This window comes from Billgrantia sulfidoxydans (assembly GCF_017868775.1).
GTDB classification, from domain to species: Bacteria; Pseudomonadota; Gammaproteobacteria; order Pseudomonadales; family Halomonadaceae; genus Halomonas; species Halomonas sulfidoxydans.
On record NZ_CP053381.1, the window covers coordinates 465,038 to 480,978 of the forward strand.

15 protein-coding genes are annotated in these 15,941 nt (G+C 66.4%); 12 read left to right on the plus strand and 3 right to left on the minus strand.

Annotated elements, in window-relative coordinates; genetic code table 11:
• Positions 1–28: 28 nt before the first annotated feature.
• A complete protein-coding gene (locus HNO51_RS02205) occupies positions 29–829 on the minus strand; it encodes a cytochrome C assembly family protein (protein ID WP_197449432.1) in 801 nt (266 codons plus the stop codon).
• Positions 830–1,093: 264 nt separating this feature from the next.
• On the opposite strand from HNO51_RS02205, the gene ffh reads away from it, so the two are divergent.
• The 11 genes from ffh to HNO51_RS02260 all read left to right on the plus strand — a co-directional run bounded on the left by ffh (position 1,094) and on the right by HNO51_RS02260 (position 12,216).
• Positions 1,094–2,503, plus strand: coding sequence for a signal recognition particle protein (ffh, locus tag HNO51_RS02210; RefSeq protein WP_209538368.1), 1,410 nt, complete (start codon positions 1,094–1,096; stop codon positions 2,501–2,503).
• Between the two features lie 261 nt (positions 2,504–2,764).
• A complete protein-coding gene (gene rpsP, locus HNO51_RS02215; protein WP_197449434.1) occupies positions 2,765–3,013 on the plus strand; it encodes a 30S ribosomal protein S16 in 249 nt (82 codons plus the stop codon).
• 23 nt (positions 3,014–3,036) lie between these two features.
• A complete protein-coding gene (rimM, locus tag HNO51_RS02220) occupies positions 3,037–3,594 on the plus strand; it encodes a ribosome maturation factor RimM (RefSeq protein WP_209538369.1) in 558 nt (185 codons plus the stop codon).
• Positions 3,595–3,632: 38 nt separating this feature from the next.
• On the plus strand, positions 3,633–4,394 hold the full coding sequence (trmD, locus tag HNO51_RS02225; RefSeq protein ID WP_197449436.1) for a tRNA (guanosine(37)-N1)-methyltransferase TrmD: 762 nt from the start codon (positions 3,633–3,635) through the stop codon (positions 4,392–4,394).
• 151 nt (positions 4,395–4,545) lie between these two features.
• Positions 4,546–4,902 (plus strand): 50S ribosomal protein L19, encoded by a 357-nt coding sequence (gene rplS / locus HNO51_RS02230; protein ID WP_111412830.1) that lies wholly within the window; start codon positions 4,546–4,548, stop codon positions 4,900–4,902.
• Between the two features lie 85 nt (positions 4,903–4,987).
• The gene (gene xerD, locus HNO51_RS02235; RefSeq protein ID WP_422674247.1) at positions 4,988–5,890 is read left to right on the plus strand and encodes a site-specific tyrosine recombinase XerD; all 903 of its coding nucleotides are present in this window, start codon (positions 4,988–4,990) and stop codon (positions 5,888–5,890) included.
• A 3-nt stretch (positions 5,891–5,893) separates the two neighbouring features.
• Positions 5,894–6,646: a DsbC family protein gene (locus HNO51_RS02240; protein ID WP_209538370.1), complete on the plus strand. Its 753-nt coding sequence runs from the start codon at positions 5,894–5,896 to the stop codon at positions 6,644–6,646.
• A gap of 87 nt (positions 6,647–6,733) precedes the next feature.
• Positions 6,734–8,050 (plus strand): homoserine dehydrogenase, encoded by a 1,317-nt coding sequence (locus HNO51_RS02245; protein ID WP_197449438.1) that lies wholly within the window; start codon positions 6,734–6,736, stop codon positions 8,048–8,050.
• A gap of 4 nt (positions 8,051–8,054) precedes the next feature.
• Entirely contained in the window at positions 8,055–9,443 is a 1,389-nt protein-coding gene (gene thrC, locus HNO51_RS02250) for a threonine synthase (protein WP_209538371.1), read from the plus strand.
• A gap of 246 nt (positions 9,444–9,689) precedes the next feature.
• Positions 9,690–11,495, plus strand: a complete 1,806-nt coding sequence (locus tag HNO51_RS02255; protein WP_209538372.1) for a single-stranded-DNA-specific exonuclease RecJ — start codon at positions 9,690–9,692, stop codon at positions 11,493–11,495.
• Between the two features lie 103 nt (positions 11,496–11,598).
• Entirely contained in the window at positions 11,599–12,216 is a 618-nt protein-coding gene (locus tag HNO51_RS02260; protein ID WP_197449441.1) for a YitT family protein, read from the plus strand.
• Here the strand turns inward: HNO51_RS02260 and HNO51_RS02265 are convergent.
• Positions 12,213–12,632, minus strand: a complete 420-nt coding sequence (locus tag HNO51_RS02265) for a VOC family protein (protein ID WP_197449442.1) — start codon at positions 12,630–12,632, stop codon at positions 12,213–12,215. The two genes, HNO51_RS02260 and HNO51_RS02265, sit on opposite strands and share 4 nt — an antisense overlap.
• A 281-nt stretch (positions 12,633–12,913) precedes the next feature.
• On the opposite strand from HNO51_RS02265, the gene HNO51_RS02270 reads away from it, so the two are divergent.
• Positions 12,914–14,251, plus strand: a complete 1,338-nt coding sequence (locus tag HNO51_RS02270) for an OmpP1/FadL family transporter (protein WP_209538373.1) — start codon at positions 12,914–12,916, stop codon at positions 14,249–14,251.
• 68 nt (positions 14,252–14,319) lie between these two features.
• Here the strand turns inward: HNO51_RS02270 and HNO51_RS02275 are convergent, their stop codons facing one another.
• Entirely contained in the window at positions 14,320–15,930 is a 1,611-nt protein-coding gene (locus HNO51_RS02275; RefSeq protein ID WP_209538374.1) for an ABC transporter ATP-binding protein, read from the minus strand.
• Between the last annotated feature and the right edge of the window lie 11 nt (positions 15,931–15,941).

Below are 15,941 nucleotides of genomic sequence, written 5' to 3' on the forward strand. Positions count from 1 at the left end.
GCCTTTCAGTGTCAAGGCGACTTCCTGCTCAGGCGCGGTTGAGGACGACTTCCAGCACGAACTTGCTGCCGAAATAGGCCAGCAACAGTACGGCGCAGCCGCCCAGCGTCCAGCGTACCGCGCGCATCCCGCGCCAGCCCAGTATGTGGTGGCTGATCAGCAGGATGGCGAAGATCACCCAGGCGGCGAGCGACAGAATCGTCTTGTGGGCCAGGTGCTGGGCGAACATGCTGTCGACGAAGACGAAGCCACTGACGATCGACAGGGTGAGCAGCGCCATGCCCGCCCAGATCAGCTCGAACAGCACCCGTTCCATGGTGGTCAGCGGGGGCAGGACCTGCACCACCCCGCGGGTGTGATGATGGCGCAGGGCCTGGTTCTGCAGGCCGAGCAGGACGGCCTGGCAGGCGGCAATGAACAGGATGCCGAAGGCCAGCGCCGAACTCATGGCGTGCAGGGCGATGCCCGGCGTCATGCCGCCGGTGCGCTCGGGGCTCGGCAGGCCGACCGCCAGCAGCAGCGCCAGGCCCGACACCGGAAACAGGGCCACGGCCACGCTCAGTACCGGCTTGGCCAGGCTCACGCTGAGCAGCAGGATGACCATCACGGCGGTCAGCACCACGGCGCTGGTCGAGAGCCCGGGCATGAGGCCGGGGCTCTGGTCGAGCAGCCCGAAGGCCACGGGAAGGTGGAACAGCAGGCCCAGCAGGCCCAGGGCGCGGACCAGGGCAGGGCGCTGCGGCACACGTCGAAGCAGCGTGAGCCCTTGCCAGGAAGCCGCGCCCAGGTAGAGGATAAAGGCCATGATGGCCAGAGGAAGCGCCTGCATCAGTGTCGTCCGTGCGCCGTCACCAGCGTCTATTCATCTCGTGTGGATGGTGTCTGCCGAGGCCACTATACCCAATCCTCGCTGCGGCGCACAGCTGTGGCGCGTGGCGGCATGCATGGAGACTGTCCGTCGCAGGGCGTATAATGCCGCCCAGATTCTTCAACCGCTTTAATCAGGCTGTTTCCTTGCCTCACAATGGATGTGGCGCTTCGCCGCGGCCTTACGCAATGCGGTAACCCGACAGCCTGTCAGCCGGAGTGGCTTATGTTCCAGAACCTCAGCGAGCGGCTCTCCCAGACGCTCAAGTCGATCAAGGGCCAGGCGCGCCTGACCGAGGACAACATCAAGGACACGCTGCGCGAAGTGCGCCGCGCGCTGCTCGAGGCCGACGTCGCCCTGCCAGTGGTCAAGGACTTCATCGAACGGGTGCGGGCGCGCGCCGTGGGGCAGGAGGTATCGAAGAGCCTCTCGCCGGGCCAGCAGTTCGTCAAGATCGTCCAGCAGGAACTCGAGGCGACCATGGGCGAGGCCAACGAGGGGCTCTCGCTCAAGGGGGCGCCCGCGGTGGTGCTCATGGCCGGCCTGCAGGGCGCGGGCAAGACCACCTCGGTCGCCAAGCTGGCGCGCTACCTGCGCGAGCGCGAGAAGAAGAAGGTGCTGGTGGTTTCCGCCGACGTCTATCGCCCGGCGGCCATCGACCAGCTCGAGACGCTTGCCGGCGAAGTCGGCGTCGACTTCTTCCCCTCCCGGAGCGACCAGCGGCCGGTGGCCATCGCCGAGGCGGCGATCAAGCACGCCAGGATCCAGTTCCACGACGTGGTGATCGTCGACACCGCCGGCCGCCTGGCGATCGACGACGCCATGATGGCCGAGATCGCCGAGCTGCACCGCGCCTGCCAGCCGCAGGAAACCCTGTTCGTGGTCGACGCCATGACCGGCCAGGACGCCGCCAACACGGCCAAGGCGTTCCACGAGGCGCTGCCGCTGACCGGGGTGATCCTGACCAAGGCCGACGGCGATGCCCGCGGCGGTGCCGCGCTGTCGGTGCGTCACATCACCGGCAAGCCGATCAAGTTCATGGGCGTGGGCGAGAAGGTCGACGCGCTGGAGCCCTTCCACCCGGATCGGGTGGCCTCGCGCATCCTCGGCATGGGCGACGTGCTGTCGCTGATCGAGGAGGCCGAGCGCACGGTCGACAAGAAGAAGGCCGAGCAGCTGGCCAAGAAGGTCAAGAAGGGCGAGGGCTTCGACCTCGAGGACTTCCGCGACCAGCTCCAGCAGCTCAAGAAGATGGGTGGCATGGGCGGTCTGCTCGGCAAGCTGCCGGGCATGGGCCAGATGGCCGAGCTGGCCCAGGGGCCGGGGCCTGAGAAGGAACTGGGCAAGCTCGAGGCGCTGATCAACTCGATGACGCCTCAGGAGCGGCGCAAGCCCGACATCATCAACGGCTCGCGCAAGCGGCGCATCGCCGCCGGCGCCGGCCTGCAGGTGCCCGACCTCAACCGCCTGCTCAAGCAGCACAAGCAGATGCAGAAGATGATGAAGAAAGCGGGCAAGAAGGGGGGCATGCAGAAGATGATGCGCGGCATGTCCGGCATGATGGGCGGCGGCGGGCCGGGTGGCCCCGGCGGCATGGGCGGCATGGGTGGCCCCGGCGGCTTCCCCTGGCGATAGCCATGGGGCGGCTGCGCCTGTGAGGCTCGAGAAAAGGGTTTCAAAGCGGGGCTGATTTCCGTAGAATGCTGCGTCTTCATGGCAGGACCGTGGCTCTGCCCGGCTGCACGCTTGTAACGAAGCGCTTGTAAAGAAGTGACCGAATGACGCGAAAGCGGGTCCACGGACCCGCTTTCCTGGCAGATGCCGAGAACCCCGGCCGTTCGCCGGGGCCGGCGCATCGGTATTAAACGTAACCTCAACCGAAGGACAGTTAACGCCATGGTTACCATTCGTCTGGCACGTGGTGGCGCCAAGAAGCGTCCCTTCTACCACCTGACCGTGACCGATTCACGCAACTCCCGCGACGGCCGTTTCATCGAGCGTCTGGGCTTCTTCAACCCGATCGCCCGCGGTCAGGAAGAGCGTCTGCGCGTCGATCTGGACCGCGTCGCTCACTGGCAGGAGCAGGGCGCCCAGCTGTCCGATCGCGTGGCCGAGCTGGTCAAGGAAGCTCGCAAGCAGGCCTGAGCCTGCCGTGCAGCGGTGACCCCATGAGCGAGCAGGCCGTACGCAGCGAACGCGACGACCACGTGGTGCTGGGCAAGCTGACCAGTCCCTACGGCGTCAAGGGGTGGCTCAAGGTCTACTCTCACACCAGCCCGATGGATGGCATCCTCGAGTATCCCGAGTGGGTGCTCCGGCAGGATGGTACGCTGACGCGCCATCGGCTGCTGCAGGGTCGGCGCCATGGCAAGGGCCTGGTGGCGCTGCTGGAGGGCATCGATTCGCGTGAGGCCGCCGAGCGCGCCGCCGGCGCCGAGGTCCTGCTGTCCAAGACGGAGCTGCCCGAGCTGGACGGCGACGAGTACTACTGGCACCAGCTCGAAGGGCTCACGGTCGTGACCCGCGAGGGCATGGTGCTGGGTCGCGTCGCCTACCTGTTCGAGACCGGCGCCAACGACGTGCTGGTCGTCAGGGGCGATCCGCAGGACGTGCCGCCGGCGATCGACGATCGCGAGCGCCTGCTGCCCTTCCTGCCCGAGGAGGTGATCGTCGAGGTGGACCTGACGGGCGGCGTCATGACCGTCGCCTGGGATCCGTACTTTTGACTGTCGAGGCGAATGCCGGGCCGAGCGAGTCGCCAGGCATGTGGGTCGGTGTCGTGTCGCTGTTTCCCGAGATGTTCGAGGCCATCACCCGGCACGGCGTCACCGGGCGGGCGGTCAGCCAGGGGCGAATTGCGCTGGAGTTCTGGAACCCGCGCGACTACGCCAGCGACCGTCATCGCACCGTGGACGATCGGCCTTATGGCGGCGGCCCGGGCATGCTGATGAAGGTCGACACCCTGCGCGCGGCCATCCACGCCGCCCGAGAGCGCGCCGGTGAGGCCACGGGGCGGCGCCCCAGGGTCATCTACCTGTCGCCCCAGGGACGGCGGCTCGATCAGCAGGGCGTGCACGAGCTGGCGTCCGGCCCCCCGCTGGTGGTGGTGGCCGGGCGCTACGAAGGCATCGATGAGCGCATCGTCGAGAGCGACATCGATGAGGAATGGTCGATCGGCGACTATGTGCTCAGCGGCGGCGAGCTGCCGGCCATGGTGCTGATCGACGCCGCGGCAAGGCTGGTACCTGGCGTGCTCGGGCACCAGGACTCCGCGGTCGAGGACTCCTTCAACGAAGGGTTGCTGGATTGCCCCCACTATACGCGCCCCGAGGAGATCGACGGGCGGCGGGTGCCGGAGGTGCTGCTCAGCGGCCATCATGGCGAGATCCGGCGCTGGCGCTTGAAGCAGTCGCTGGGGCGGACCTGGCTGAGGCGTCCCGACCTGCTCGAGGGCAGGTCGTTGAGCGACGAGCAGCGCAAGTTGCTCGAGGAGTTCATCGAAGAATACGCCTCGTCTGACAAGTAGGTCGGGGCGGAGGTGCAGGGCACTCTCCTGGCGAGGAGCGGTGGATCTGCGTCACCCATCATCTCCCGCGCTCTCGAGCCAGGCTCGGGCGCCGGGATCACGCACCGTCCGTGCAATCGAGTTCGGTGCCGAACATCGAGGAGTTTATGTCATGAGCAGCAAGAACAAGGTGATCCAGGCGCTCGAAGCCGAGCAGATGAGCAAGCAGGTGCCGGAATTCGCCCCGGGCGATACCGTCGTCGTGCAGGTGAAGGTCAAGGAAGGCAACCGCGAGCGTCTGCAGGCCTTCGAAGGCGTGGTGATCGGCAAGCGCAACCGCGGCCTGAACTCTGCCTTCACCGTGCGCAAGATCTCCCACGGCGTCGGTGTCGAGCGTACCTTCCAGACCTACAGCCCGCTGGTCGATTCCATCGAGGTCAAGCGTCGCGGCGACGTGCGCCAGGCCAAGCTGTACTATCTCCGTGAGCGCAGTGGCAAGTCGGCGCGTATCAAGGAAAAGCTCTCCTGATCCAGGTTGGCTGACGGCGCTTGCGCCATCGCGAAGCCCCGCCACCGCTCACGCGGGGCGGGGCTTCGTCGTATCGGGCGATGACATGACACACGATACCCGCTCCCTGGCCCTGATCGAGAGCTTCCTCGACGCCCTGTGGCTGGAACGCGGGGCGAGCGAGCATACCCTGGCGGCCTATCGCCGCGACCTCGAGGCCTGGGCCGCGCGGCTGGACGAGGCGGGTGATGCGCTGCTCGCCCCGGGCGAGGCGCTGCTGCCGGCCTGGCTCGACGAGCGCCGCGCCGCCGGCTACCAGTTGCGCAGCAACGCCAGGCTGCTCTCCAGCCTGCGCGGCTTCTACCGCTGGGCGCTGGCCGAGGGTCGTATCGGGCGCGATCCGCTGGCCGAAGTGCGCCTGCCGCGGGTGCGGCCTAACCTGCCCGACACCCTCGACGAGGACGAGGTGGAGCGTCTACTGGCCGCGCCGGATCTCACGACCGATCTCGGCCTGCGTGACCGCGCCATGCTCGAAGTGCTCTACGGCTGCGGTCTGCGCGTGTCGGAGCTGGTAGGGCTCAGGGTGGATGCCCTCAACCTGCGTCAGGGCGTAGTACGGGTGCGTGGCAAGGGCGACAAGGATCGGCTGGTCCCGCTGGGGGAAGAGGCCGTACACTGGCTGACGCGCTACCTGCGCAGCGCCCGTGGCGCGCTGATGGCCGACGTGACGCGGCCGGCGCTGTTTCCCGGACGTGGCGACAACTGCATGACGCGCCAGACCTTCTGGCACCGGATCAAGGCCCATGCGCGTACCGCCGGTATCACCCGGCCGCTGTCGCCGCATACGCTGCGGCATGCATTCGCCACGCATCTGTTGAATCATGGGGCCAACCTGCGTGTCGTACAGCTGCTGCTCGGTCACAGCGACCTGTCGACCACGCAGATCTATACCCACGTGGCACAGGCTCGACTCGAAGCCCTGCATGCCGATCATCATCCTCGAGGCTGAATCATGATTGAGTTCCTTCACCGTCCTGCCGGCGCCCTGTTTGCCCTGGTCCTTCCTCTGGCAGCACTCCTGCCCGGCGCCGCCCTGGCCGATGGTGCCGAGCGGCTTGCCGAGCGCCTCAAGGTCAACGGCCAGCCGATGCCCGTGGCCAGCGTGCACGAGACCCCCCTGGAGGGTTTCTACCAGGTGCGCCTGGAAACCGGCGAGGCATTCTACAGCGACGCCGAAGGCAACTACTTCCTGGTCGGCGATCTCTACGAGAACGGCGAGAATGGGCTGACCAACCTGACCGAGCAGTCGCGCAACGTCGAGCGCGCCGAGCGGCTCGCCCAGGTGCCCGAGAGCGAGCGAGTGGTCTTCCGCGGCACCGCTGACAGCCGCGCCGAGCTGGTGGTGTTCACCGACACCACCTGCCCTTACTGCCGTCAGCTCCACGAGGAGGTGCCGACGCTCAACGAGATGGGCATCGAGGTACACTACCTGGCCTTTCCCCGTGCCGGCATGAACTCCCAGGGGGCGCGTATCCTCGAGCAGGTCTGGTGTGCCGACAACCGCAGCGAGGCCATGAACGCCGGCAAGCGCCAGGAGACGCTGTCGGGCAGCGGCGACTGCGACAATCCGGTCGAGGAACAGTATCATCTGGGCATGGCGTTGGGCGTCCAGGGCACGCCGGCCATCGTGCTGCCCGACGGGCAGCTGGTGCCGGGCTACGTGCCCGCCGAGCGCCTGGCCGAGATGCTTGGCCTGGCAGAGTAGTAGTCAGGGTGACAAGCGCCGGCAGCTCAAGCACTGCCGGCCGCAATCAGAACGCTGGACATTGGACACCATCAGGGGAGCAGGACATTGAAACCGGTGAGAGTGGGAATCTGTGGTCTGGGTACCGTCGGCGGCGGCACCTTCAACGTACTGACGCGCAACGCCGACGAGATCGCGCGGCGGGCCGGCCGCCCGATCATCATCGAACAGGTGGCCCTGCGTAGCACCAACCCGGAGTGCGACCTCACCGGTATCAAGACCACCAACGACGTGTTCGAGGTGGCCCGTAACCCCGACATCGACGTGCTGGTCGAGGTGCTGGGTGGCTATGACGTGCCCCGCGAGCTGGTGCTCACCGCCATCGCCAACGGCAAGCACGTGGTCACCGCCAACAAGGCGCTGATTGCCGTGCACGGCAACGAGATCTTCCAGGCCGCCCATGAGCAGGGGGTGATCGTGGCGTTCGAGGCCGCCGTGGCCGGTGGCATTCCGGTGATCAAGTCGCTGCGCGAGGGGCTCGGTGCCAATCGCATCGAGTGGGTCGCCGGCATCATCAACGGCACCGGCAACTACATCCTCACCCACATGCGCAGCGAAGGCCGCGCCTTCGAGGATGTGCTCGCCGAGGCACAGGCGCTGGGCTATGCCGAGGCCGATCCCACCTTCGACGTCGAGGGTATCGATGCCGCCCACAAGCTGACCATCCTGGCCTCCATCGCCTACGGTGTGCCGCTGCAGTTCGAGAAGGCCTACACCGAGGGCATTTCCCGGGTCACCGCCGAGGACGTCGAGCAGGCCGACAACCTGGGCTACACCATCAAGCACCTGGGGATTTCCAAGCGCACCGAGGCGGGGCTGGAGCTGCGCGTGCACCCGACCCTGATCCCCAAGGAGCGGCTGCTGGCCAACGTGCACGGGGTCAAGAACGCCATCGCCATCATGGGCGACGCCGTAGGGCCGACGCTCTACTACGGCGCCGGCGCCGGCTCCGAGCCCACCGCCTCGGCGGTAGTCGCCGACCTGCTCGACGTGGCCCGCGACATCGCCACGGACCACCACTACCGCGTGCCCTACCTGGCCTTCAGCGGCATCGGCGAGGACGAAGGCAACCTGCCGATCCTGCCCATGGAGGACATCGTCACCGCCTATTACCTGAGGCTGCTGGCGGTGGATCGTCCCGGGGTACTGGCGCGGGTGGCCACCATCCTTTCCGAGCAGGGCATCTCCATCGAGGCGCTGATTCAGAAGGAGGCCACCGAAGGCGAGCTGGTGCCGATCATTCTGCTGACCCACAGCTGCCGCGAGAAGCACATGAACGAGGCGATCCGCCAGATCGAGTCGATGGCCGACATCGCCGGACCGGTAACACGCATTCGCGTCGAGTCGCTGGACGAGCAGGAGTAAGGGCATGCGTTATATCAGTACCCGCGGGCAGGCGCCTGCGCTCTCCTTCGAAGAGGTCGTGCTGACCGGCATGGCCAGCGACGGCGGCCTCTACGTGCCGGAGACCATCCCGCAGCTCTCCCGTGAAGAACTCGCCGGCATGGCCGGGCTCTCCTACGCCGAGATCGCCTTCCGCGTGATGAAGCCCTACGTCAACGGCGAGATCGACGACGAGACCCTCCGCGGCATCGTGCGCGACGCCTACGCCACCTTCAGTCACGACGCGGTGGTGCCGCTCAACCAGCTCGACGCCAACCACTTCCTGCTCGAGCTGTTCCACGGCCCCACGCTGGCGTTCAAGGACGTCGCCCTGCAGCTGCTCGGCCGTATCCTCGACCACTTCCTGGCCAAGCGCGGCGAGCGGGCGGTGATCATGGGCGCCACTTCCGGCGACACCGGCTCGGCGGCGATCGAAGGCTGTCGCCACTGCGACAACCTCGACATCTTCATCCTCCATCCCCATAACCGGGTCTCCGAGGTGCAGCGTCGCCAGATGACCTCGGTGCTGGCGAACAACGTCTTCAACATCGCCATCGAGGGCAACTTCGACGACGCCCAGGCAATGGTCAAGGCGAGCTTCGCCGACCAGGGCTTCCTCGACGGCACGCGCCTGGTGGCGGTGAACTCGATCAACTGGGCGCGCATCATGGCCCAGATCGTCTATTACGTGGCCGCCGGCGTGGCGCTGGGGGCGCCGCATCGTCAGGTCAGCTTCTGCGTGCCCTCGGCCAACTTCGGCAACGTCTTCGCCGGCTACATGGCCTATCGCATGGGGCTGCCGGTCAAGCAGTTCATCATCGCCACCAATGCCAACGACATCCTGCACCGGACCATCGCCGCCAACGACTTCTCCAAGCAGGAGCTCAAGGCGACCCTGGCGCCCTCCATGGACATCGTGGTGTCGTCCAACTTCGAGCGCTTGCTGTTCGAGGCCTACGAGCGTGACGGTGCCGCCGTGGCGGCGCTGCTCGAGCGCTTCCAGCAGGAGTCCACTGCCCTGGCGGATGCCCCCCTGGCCCGGCTGCGTAAGCTTTTCTCGAGCCACAGCGTCGACGATGCCACCATCCTCGAGGTGATCCGCGAGGCGCACCACCGCACCAAGGAAGTGCTCGACCCCCACACCGCCACTGGCTACCGCGCCGCCGAGCGGGCCCGGGCCGACGCCGAGACGCCGATGATCACCCTGGCCACGGCCCACCCGGCCAAGTTCGCCGAGGCGGTGGTCAAGGCGGGCTTCCCCGGCGTGCCGCTGCCGCCGCACATGGACGACCTGCTCGAACGTGAGGAGCGCTATACCGTGCTGCCGGCGGAGCTGGCGAAGGTGCAGGCGTTCGTGGCCGAAAACCGGCGCTAGAATGGAAGGCCGAAGCTGAGCGAGGGCGCCGGGGAAAGGCCTCGGGAAGCCTCTATGCCGCTGGCGCCAGATGCCCGCTCAGGGCTGATCCGGCGACAGGCCAGGGGGCGCTGTGAACCCTTCCCTGGGCGCTACTTTTGCCATCCATGGCAAAAGACCCCCTCTTCGGCTTGTCCCCGGCGCCCTTCGCTCGGCACACCGTTTCCATCGCCTTGTACCATCGGATGCGAACCAGAGGAGCCACGCTTGGACGTGACCGCGCCGCCCGACCTGCACGCCCGACTCAAGCCGCGGCTATTGCCGCGTCCGCGCAACGAGGCACTCTACGCCCGCGCCCGCGCCGAGGGGCTGAGCGAGCTGCAGGCCCGCGTGCTGGCCGGCCGCCTGGCCGACTACGAAGGCGAACTGGCACCGCTGACCCAGCCCAGCCTGCGCTACCTCGAACACCCGGAGCGCCTGGCCGACGGCCGCCGCGCCGCCGAGCGCATCGCCACCGCCGTGGCCGAGGGCGAGCACATCGGCATCCTCACCGACTACGACGTCGATGGCATCACCTCCCACGTGGTGATCCGGCGCACCCTGGTGGAACTCTTCGGCGTGCCGGAGTCGCGCCTGCACAGCCTGATCGGTCACCGCATCCACGACGGCTACGGCATCAGCCTGCCGCTGGTGGAGCGCACGCTCGGGCTCTCGCCGCGGCCGACGCTGGTGATCACCGCCGACTGCGGCAGCTCCGACGAACCGCGCATCGCCCGGCTCAAGGCGGAAGGCATCGACGTGGTGGTGAGCGACCATCACGCCTTGCCTATCGAGGGACCTCCGCCCTCGGCCCATGCCGTGGTCAATCCCACGCGCAGCGACTGCCGGTATCCCGACCGTACTATCGCCGGCTGCATGGTCGCCTGGCTGGTCATGTCGCTCACGCGCAGCGTACTGATCGAATGGGGCGTGATCCCCGAGGCGACGCCCAAGCTCTCCGCCTGGCTCTCCTACGTGGCGCTGGGCACCGTGGCCGACTGCGTGTCGCTGGGGGCGAGCCCGGCCAATCGCGCGGTGGTCAGCCACGGCCTGGCGCTGATCAACCGCATGGAGGCGGCCTGCTGGCGCGCCATGGCCACGCGCCTGGGCGAGGACAGCGTGCCGTTTTCCGCCGAGACGCTGGCCTTCCAGATGGGGCCGCGCATCAACGCCCGTTCCCGCCTCGACGACCCCTACGCGGCATTGCACTTCATGCTGGCGGCGGACGATGCCACCGCGATACGCCATTTGCAGACGCTGGACGAGGACAACCAGTCGCGCAAGGTGATCGAAGCGGAGATGGTCGAGGAGGCGCGCACCCTGGCCCTGCCCCAGATCGAGGCCGATCTTCCGGCGCTGGTGGTCTACCTCGAAAGCGGACATCCCGGCGTGCAGGGCATCGTCGCCTCGCGGCTGGTGCAGGCCTTCGGACGCCCCGCGCTGGTGCTGACGCCGGCCGCGGCGCCCGGCATGCTCACCGGCTCGGGGCGCTCCATCGAGGCGCTGCACCTGCGCGACGCCTTGCAGCGCGCCCATGAGCTGGCGCCCGAGGCGCTGCCGCGCTTCGGTGGCCATCGCGGGGCGGCCGGGGTCGGCGTGCCGGTGGAGCGGTTCGAGGCTTTCCGTGTCGCCTTTCTGCAGGCCGTAGGCGAGCAGCTGGTCGGGCTCGAGCTGTTTCCCCAAGTGTTCACCGACGGGACGCTCATGCCCGAGCAGTTCCGGCTGTCCACGCTGCTCGAGCTGGAGGCGCTGGGCCCCTACGGGCGCGAGTTCGACGCGCCGCTGTTCGAAGGGGAGTTCCTGGTGGAGTCGCTGCGTTCGGTGGGGGCCGATGGCACTCATCTGTCGATGACGCTGTCGGCCGGTGCGGCGAGTCTCAAGGCGATCTGGTTTCGTGCCCTCACGCCGGGAGAATTGCCCGCCTTTGGTCTGGGTGACAGGCTGCGCTGCGCCTATCGGCTCAACCGCAACCGCTGGCGGGGGCAGGAGTCGCTGCAGCTGATGATCGAACATGCCGAGCCGCGTCGCGGTTGAAGCGTGCCTCGCGTACAGGTGAGTGAGATCAATGATTTCCCTGGCCCGACCCGCTAGAATCCGGGCCGTTCGGGCGCGATGCCCGCCTCCCAAGGAATCGTGAATGGATCCACAAGATCTCCCCACCGATCCCCATCGCCCCTACGAGGACGTGATGGCGATGCTGGTGGGCACGCTGTTCGTCGCCCTCGGCGTCGCCTTCTATACCCAGGCGCTGCTGCTCACCGGCAGTACCGCCGGCATGGCCTTCCTGCTGCAGTACGCCAGCGGCTGGCGCTTCGGGGTATGGTTCTTCCTGATCAACCTGCCGTTCTACTACCTGGCGGTGAAGCGCATGGGCTGGTCGTTCACCCTGCGCACCTTCGTCGCCATCGCCCTGGTGTCGCTGTTCTCCGAGCTGACCGGCCAGTGGGTCGCCTTCGACAGCCTGAACCCGCTCTACGCCTCGCTGATGGGTGGTAGCCTGATCGGCATCGGCATGCTGGTGCTGTTTCGCCACCGCACCAGCCTCGGTGGTATCAACATCCTGGCGCTCTACCTGCAGGGCCGCTACGGCCTGCGTGCCGGCTACGTGCAGCTCGGCATCGACGGGCTGATCATGCTCGCCGCTTTCCTGGTGCTGCCGCCGGAGCGGGTCTGGCTCTCGGTGCTCGGCGCCGTGGCGCTGAACCTGATCATTGCCCTTAACCACAAGCCCGGCCGCTATATGGGGGTTTCCTAATAATTAGGCCAGACGCCGGGCGTCGCTAGCTCGATCAGGTGGCCGTCGGGATCGCGAAAATAGAGGCTTTCGCCGCCGCGAGGCCAATGGGTGCGGCCCTCGATCGCGATGCCGTGGTCGTCGAGCTGGCGCTCCCAGGCGGGTAGTTCGCGGGCCGAGACGGCAAAGGCGAGATGCACCCGCCCCTTGCCATCGTGGGGCGGAATGGTGCCCATGTCGTGGGGCAGCACCACGGTCTCCAGCGTCTCGCCCTGCAGGAACAGCAGCAGCACCGAGCCGGCGCCGGCGTCGTAGGCGGTGAATCGGTGGTCGGCGTTGAAGGGCTCGAGACCCATCACGCCTTCGAAGAAGACCCGCGCCCGATCCATGTCGTCGACGTAGAGCGCGGTTTCGAGAACGCCGTTGAGCTTGGGCATGGCGTTTTCTCCTGCAACCATAATGTTTTCAGCTTAGCAGGCGCTGTTCGTTCGCCAGCGACGCTCACTTGCAGGGTAGGCGTGTTGCTTCGCACAAGGGAAAAGTTCAACGGCTTACGCTGGAATAGAACTAAAGGATGAGGATTTCTCGTATTAAAACGAACGTTTGGCCTTGATCCAAACGGATGTTTGGCGAAAACTGACCGGGTAGGGCACCGCTCCGGCGAGGGCGGAACTCATAAACAGCTCCAGCTCGCATCTGGATAGAGGACGTCGAGACCATGCAGAACAAGTTCAACAAGATCACCTGGGCCGTGGCCATCGCGGCTGCCGCTTTCACCAGCCAGGCCAACGCCGGCGGTTATCAGATCAACGAGCAGAGTGTCAGCGGCCAGGGCTATGGCCACGCGGGTCGGAGCTCCAACGTCAACGACGCCACCATCGTGTTCGGCAACCCGGCGGGCATGTCCTTCCTCGACCGCGCGCAGCTGACAGCGGGCGGGACCTACCTGAACGTCAATAGCGAGATCAGCGATGCCGAGGCGAGTCGCTCCAACCTCCTTACTGGTGGGTTTGCCCAGCCGGTTGACGGTTCCTCTGAAGGCGATATGGTGCCGGGTACCCTGATTCCCTTTGCTTTTTATGCGCATCCGGTGAATGAGCAGCTGGCCTTCGGTTTCGGTGTTTATGCACCGTTTGGTTCGAAGACCGAGTACGAAGACGGTTTCATTGGCCGCAACCTGGGCAATTATACCGAGCTGAAGGTGATGAGTGCTCAACCCACCGTGTCTTATCGCTTCAATGACCAGTGGTCTATCGGTGCTGGACTTACCTATAACCGTGTGGAGGGTGAACTTCAGCGCCAAGTGCCGCAGCCCGGTTTTGGCATGGCGGATCCTGATCAGGATCTGGATTCACGGGTGGAAGGGGATGACGATGCCTGGGGTTATAACCTGGGGGTCATCTTCCAGCCGGTTCCGGAGACCACGCTGGGTCTGACTTACCGCTCGAAGGTCGATTACGACCTTACGGGCACCTATAGGGCAACCAATCCCGATGGTTCGGTCGCTACCAATCCCCTTACAGGTGCAGCGTTGGAGGACAATGCACGCTTGAACTTGGTGACGCCAGAAACCGTCAACTTCTCCGTGACCCAGCAGATGAGCGACCGCTTGAAGCTGATGGCGGGTGCCTCTTGGGTTCGCTGGAGCCGCTTCGATGAAATCCATGTAACGAATGATGGGGGCGACACTATCACCCTGGAGACTCAGGACTACTCGAATGCCTGGGCTTATGGGGTCGGCGGTGAATACCAGCTCAACCCGCAGCTGGCGCTGCGTGCCGGTGTAACGCTCGACTTTACGCCAACCAGCGACCAGTATCGCAGCGCGCGGATTCCCTCCGACGATCGCCGCATCTTCTCCATCGGTGCCGGCTGGACGCCTACGGAGAATCTGACGCTGGACTTCGCATACTCTTATCTGACCGAGCGCAGTACGCAGGTGGATCAGACTCGCACGGATCATGCTGGCACGATAGCGGAGACTCAACTGACCTACACCGCCGACTACAAGAACGAGGCCCATGGCTTCGGTGCTCAGTTGACCTACCGCTTCTGATCGTATCGAAACTCTCCGAGGTTGATACTCCCCGGGCCCGGCACTGCCGGGCCTTGTGCGTTGGGCTGCTAGGCTGCCTCGGTGAGAAAAGCCGCATGTATTAGCTCGCGGGTATAGGCCTCGCGGGGGGAGCGGAACAGGGCCTCGGTCGCGCCCTGTTCGACCACCCGTCCCTCCTTCATCACCAGCACGGTATCGGCCAGCGCGCGCACCACGGCGAGATCGTGGCTGATGAACAGGTAGGTCAGGCCGTGGCGTTGCTGCAGCGTTCGCAGCAGCTCGATCACCGTGGCCTGCACTGAACGGTCGAGCGCCGAGGTCGGCTCGTCCAGCAGCAGGAAGCGCGGCTTGAGCACCAGCGCGCGGGCAATGGCGATGCGCTGGCGCTGGCCGCCGGAGAACTCGTGGGGGTAGCGCTGCCGCGTGGCAGGGTCCAGCGACACTTCCTGCAGCGCCTCGATCACTCGAGCGATGCGCTGCTGGCGGGTCAGCTCCGGATAGTGGACGCGCAGGCCTTCACTAACGATCTCGCCCACCGTCAGGCGTGGCGACAGCGAGCCGAAGGGGTCCTGGAACACCACCTGCATGCGCGAGCGCAGTGGGCGCAACGTGCTGCTGTCGAGGTGGGTCAGGTCGGTATCCTCGAAGCGCACGTCGCCCGAGCTCTGCAGCAATCTCAGCAGCGCCCGGCCCAGCGTCGACTTGCCGGAACCCGATTCGCCAACGATCCCCACCGTCTGGCCCTGGCGAATGGTGAGGTCGATGCCGCGCACCGCCTCGAAGTAGTCGCTGGGTCGGAACAGGCGCTTCTTGAGGGCGAAGCGCACCTTGAGGTCGCGAGCCTGCATGATCACCGGGGCGCTTTCCGCTACCGGCGCCTTGCGTCCGTGCGGCTCGGCGTCGATCAGCATGCGCGTGTAGTCGTGGCGGGGGGAGGCGAACAGCTCCCGGGTCGGGGCGCTTTCGACCACCTCGCCATGGCGCATCACGCAGACGCGGTCGGCGAAGTGCCGGACGATGCCCAGGTCGTGGGTGATGAACAGGATGGCCATGCCGTACTGGCGCTGCAGGTCTTTGAGCAGCGTCAGGATCTGCGCCTGGACGGTGACGTCCAGCGCCGTGGTGGGTTCATCGGCAATCAGCAGCCGCGGCTCACAGGCCAGCGCCATGGCGATCATCACGCGCTGACGCTGGCCGCCGGAGAGCTCATGGGGATAGCTCGACGCGCGGCGCTCCGGCTCGGGAATGCCGACCTGCTCGAACAGTTCGATCACTCGCCGCTTCGCCGCCTGGCCGCGCAGCGTGGTGTGCTTGTCGAGCACCTCGCGCACCTGGTGTCCGATCCGTTGCAGCGGGTTCAGCGAGGTCATCGGCTCCTGGAAGATCATCGAGATCTCATTGCCGCGGATGTGTCGCATGCGCCGGAGGGGGACGTCGAGCAGTTCCTCCCGGCCCTGGCGACCGTGCCAGTGGATGGCGCCGCGGGTCGAGGCGAACTCCGGGAGCAGGCGCAGGATGGCCGTGGAGGAGACCGACTTGCCCGAGCCGGACTCCCCCACAAGCGCCAGGGTCTCGCCTTCGGCGAGAGAGAAACTCACCTCCTTGACCGCCGGCACCTTCCCGTGGGGCAGGGCGAAGTCGACCTGCAGGTGATCGAGCTCCAGTAATGGCTGAGACATGCAGGCCTCCT

Bases quoted from the DNA above. Each gene is read 5' to 3' on its own strand.
- HNO51_RS02205 (WP_197449432.1), bottom strand. From the start codon at position 829: ATGCAGGCGCTTCCTCTGGCCATCATGGCCTTTATCCTCTACCTGGGC.
- ffh (WP_209538368.1), top strand. From the start codon at position 1,094: ATGTTCCAGAACCTCAGCGAGCGGCTCTCCCAGACGCTCAAGTCGATC.
- rpsP (WP_197449434.1), top strand. From the start codon at position 2,765: ATGGTTACCATTCGTCTGGCACGTGGTGGCGCCAAGAAGCGTCCCTTC.
- rimM (WP_209538369.1), top strand. From the start codon at position 3,037: ATGAGCGAGCAGGCCGTACGCAGCGAACGCGACGACCACGTGGTGCTG.
- trmD (WP_197449436.1), top strand. From the start codon at position 3,633: ATGTGGGTCGGTGTCGTGTCGCTGTTTCCCGAGATGTTCGAGGCCATC.
- rplS (WP_111412830.1), top strand. From the start codon at position 4,546: ATGAGCAGCAAGAACAAGGTGATCCAGGCGCTCGAAGCCGAGCAGATG.
- xerD (WP_422674247.1), top strand. From the start codon at position 4,988: ATGACACACGATACCCGCTCCCTGGCCCTGATCGAGAGCTTCCTCGAC.
- HNO51_RS02240 (WP_209538370.1), top strand. From the start codon at position 5,894: ATGATTGAGTTCCTTCACCGTCCTGCCGGCGCCCTGTTTGCCCTGGTC.
- thrC (WP_209538371.1), top strand. From the start codon at position 8,055: ATGCGTTATATCAGTACCCGCGGGCAGGCGCCTGCGCTCTCCTTCGAA.
- HNO51_RS02260 (WP_197449441.1), top strand. From the start codon at position 11,599: ATGGATCCACAAGATCTCCCCACCGATCCCCATCGCCCCTACGAGGAC.
- HNO51_RS02265 (WP_197449442.1), bottom strand. From the start codon at position 12,632: ATGCCCAAGCTCAACGGCGTTCTCGAAACCGCGCTCTACGTCGACGAC.
- HNO51_RS02270 (WP_209538373.1), top strand. From the start codon at position 12,914: ATGCAGAACAAGTTCAACAAGATCACCTGGGCCGTGGCCATCGCGGCT.
- HNO51_RS02275 (WP_209538374.1), bottom strand. From the start codon at position 15,930: ATGTCTCAGCCATTACTGGAGCTCGATCACCTGCAGGTCGACTTCGCC.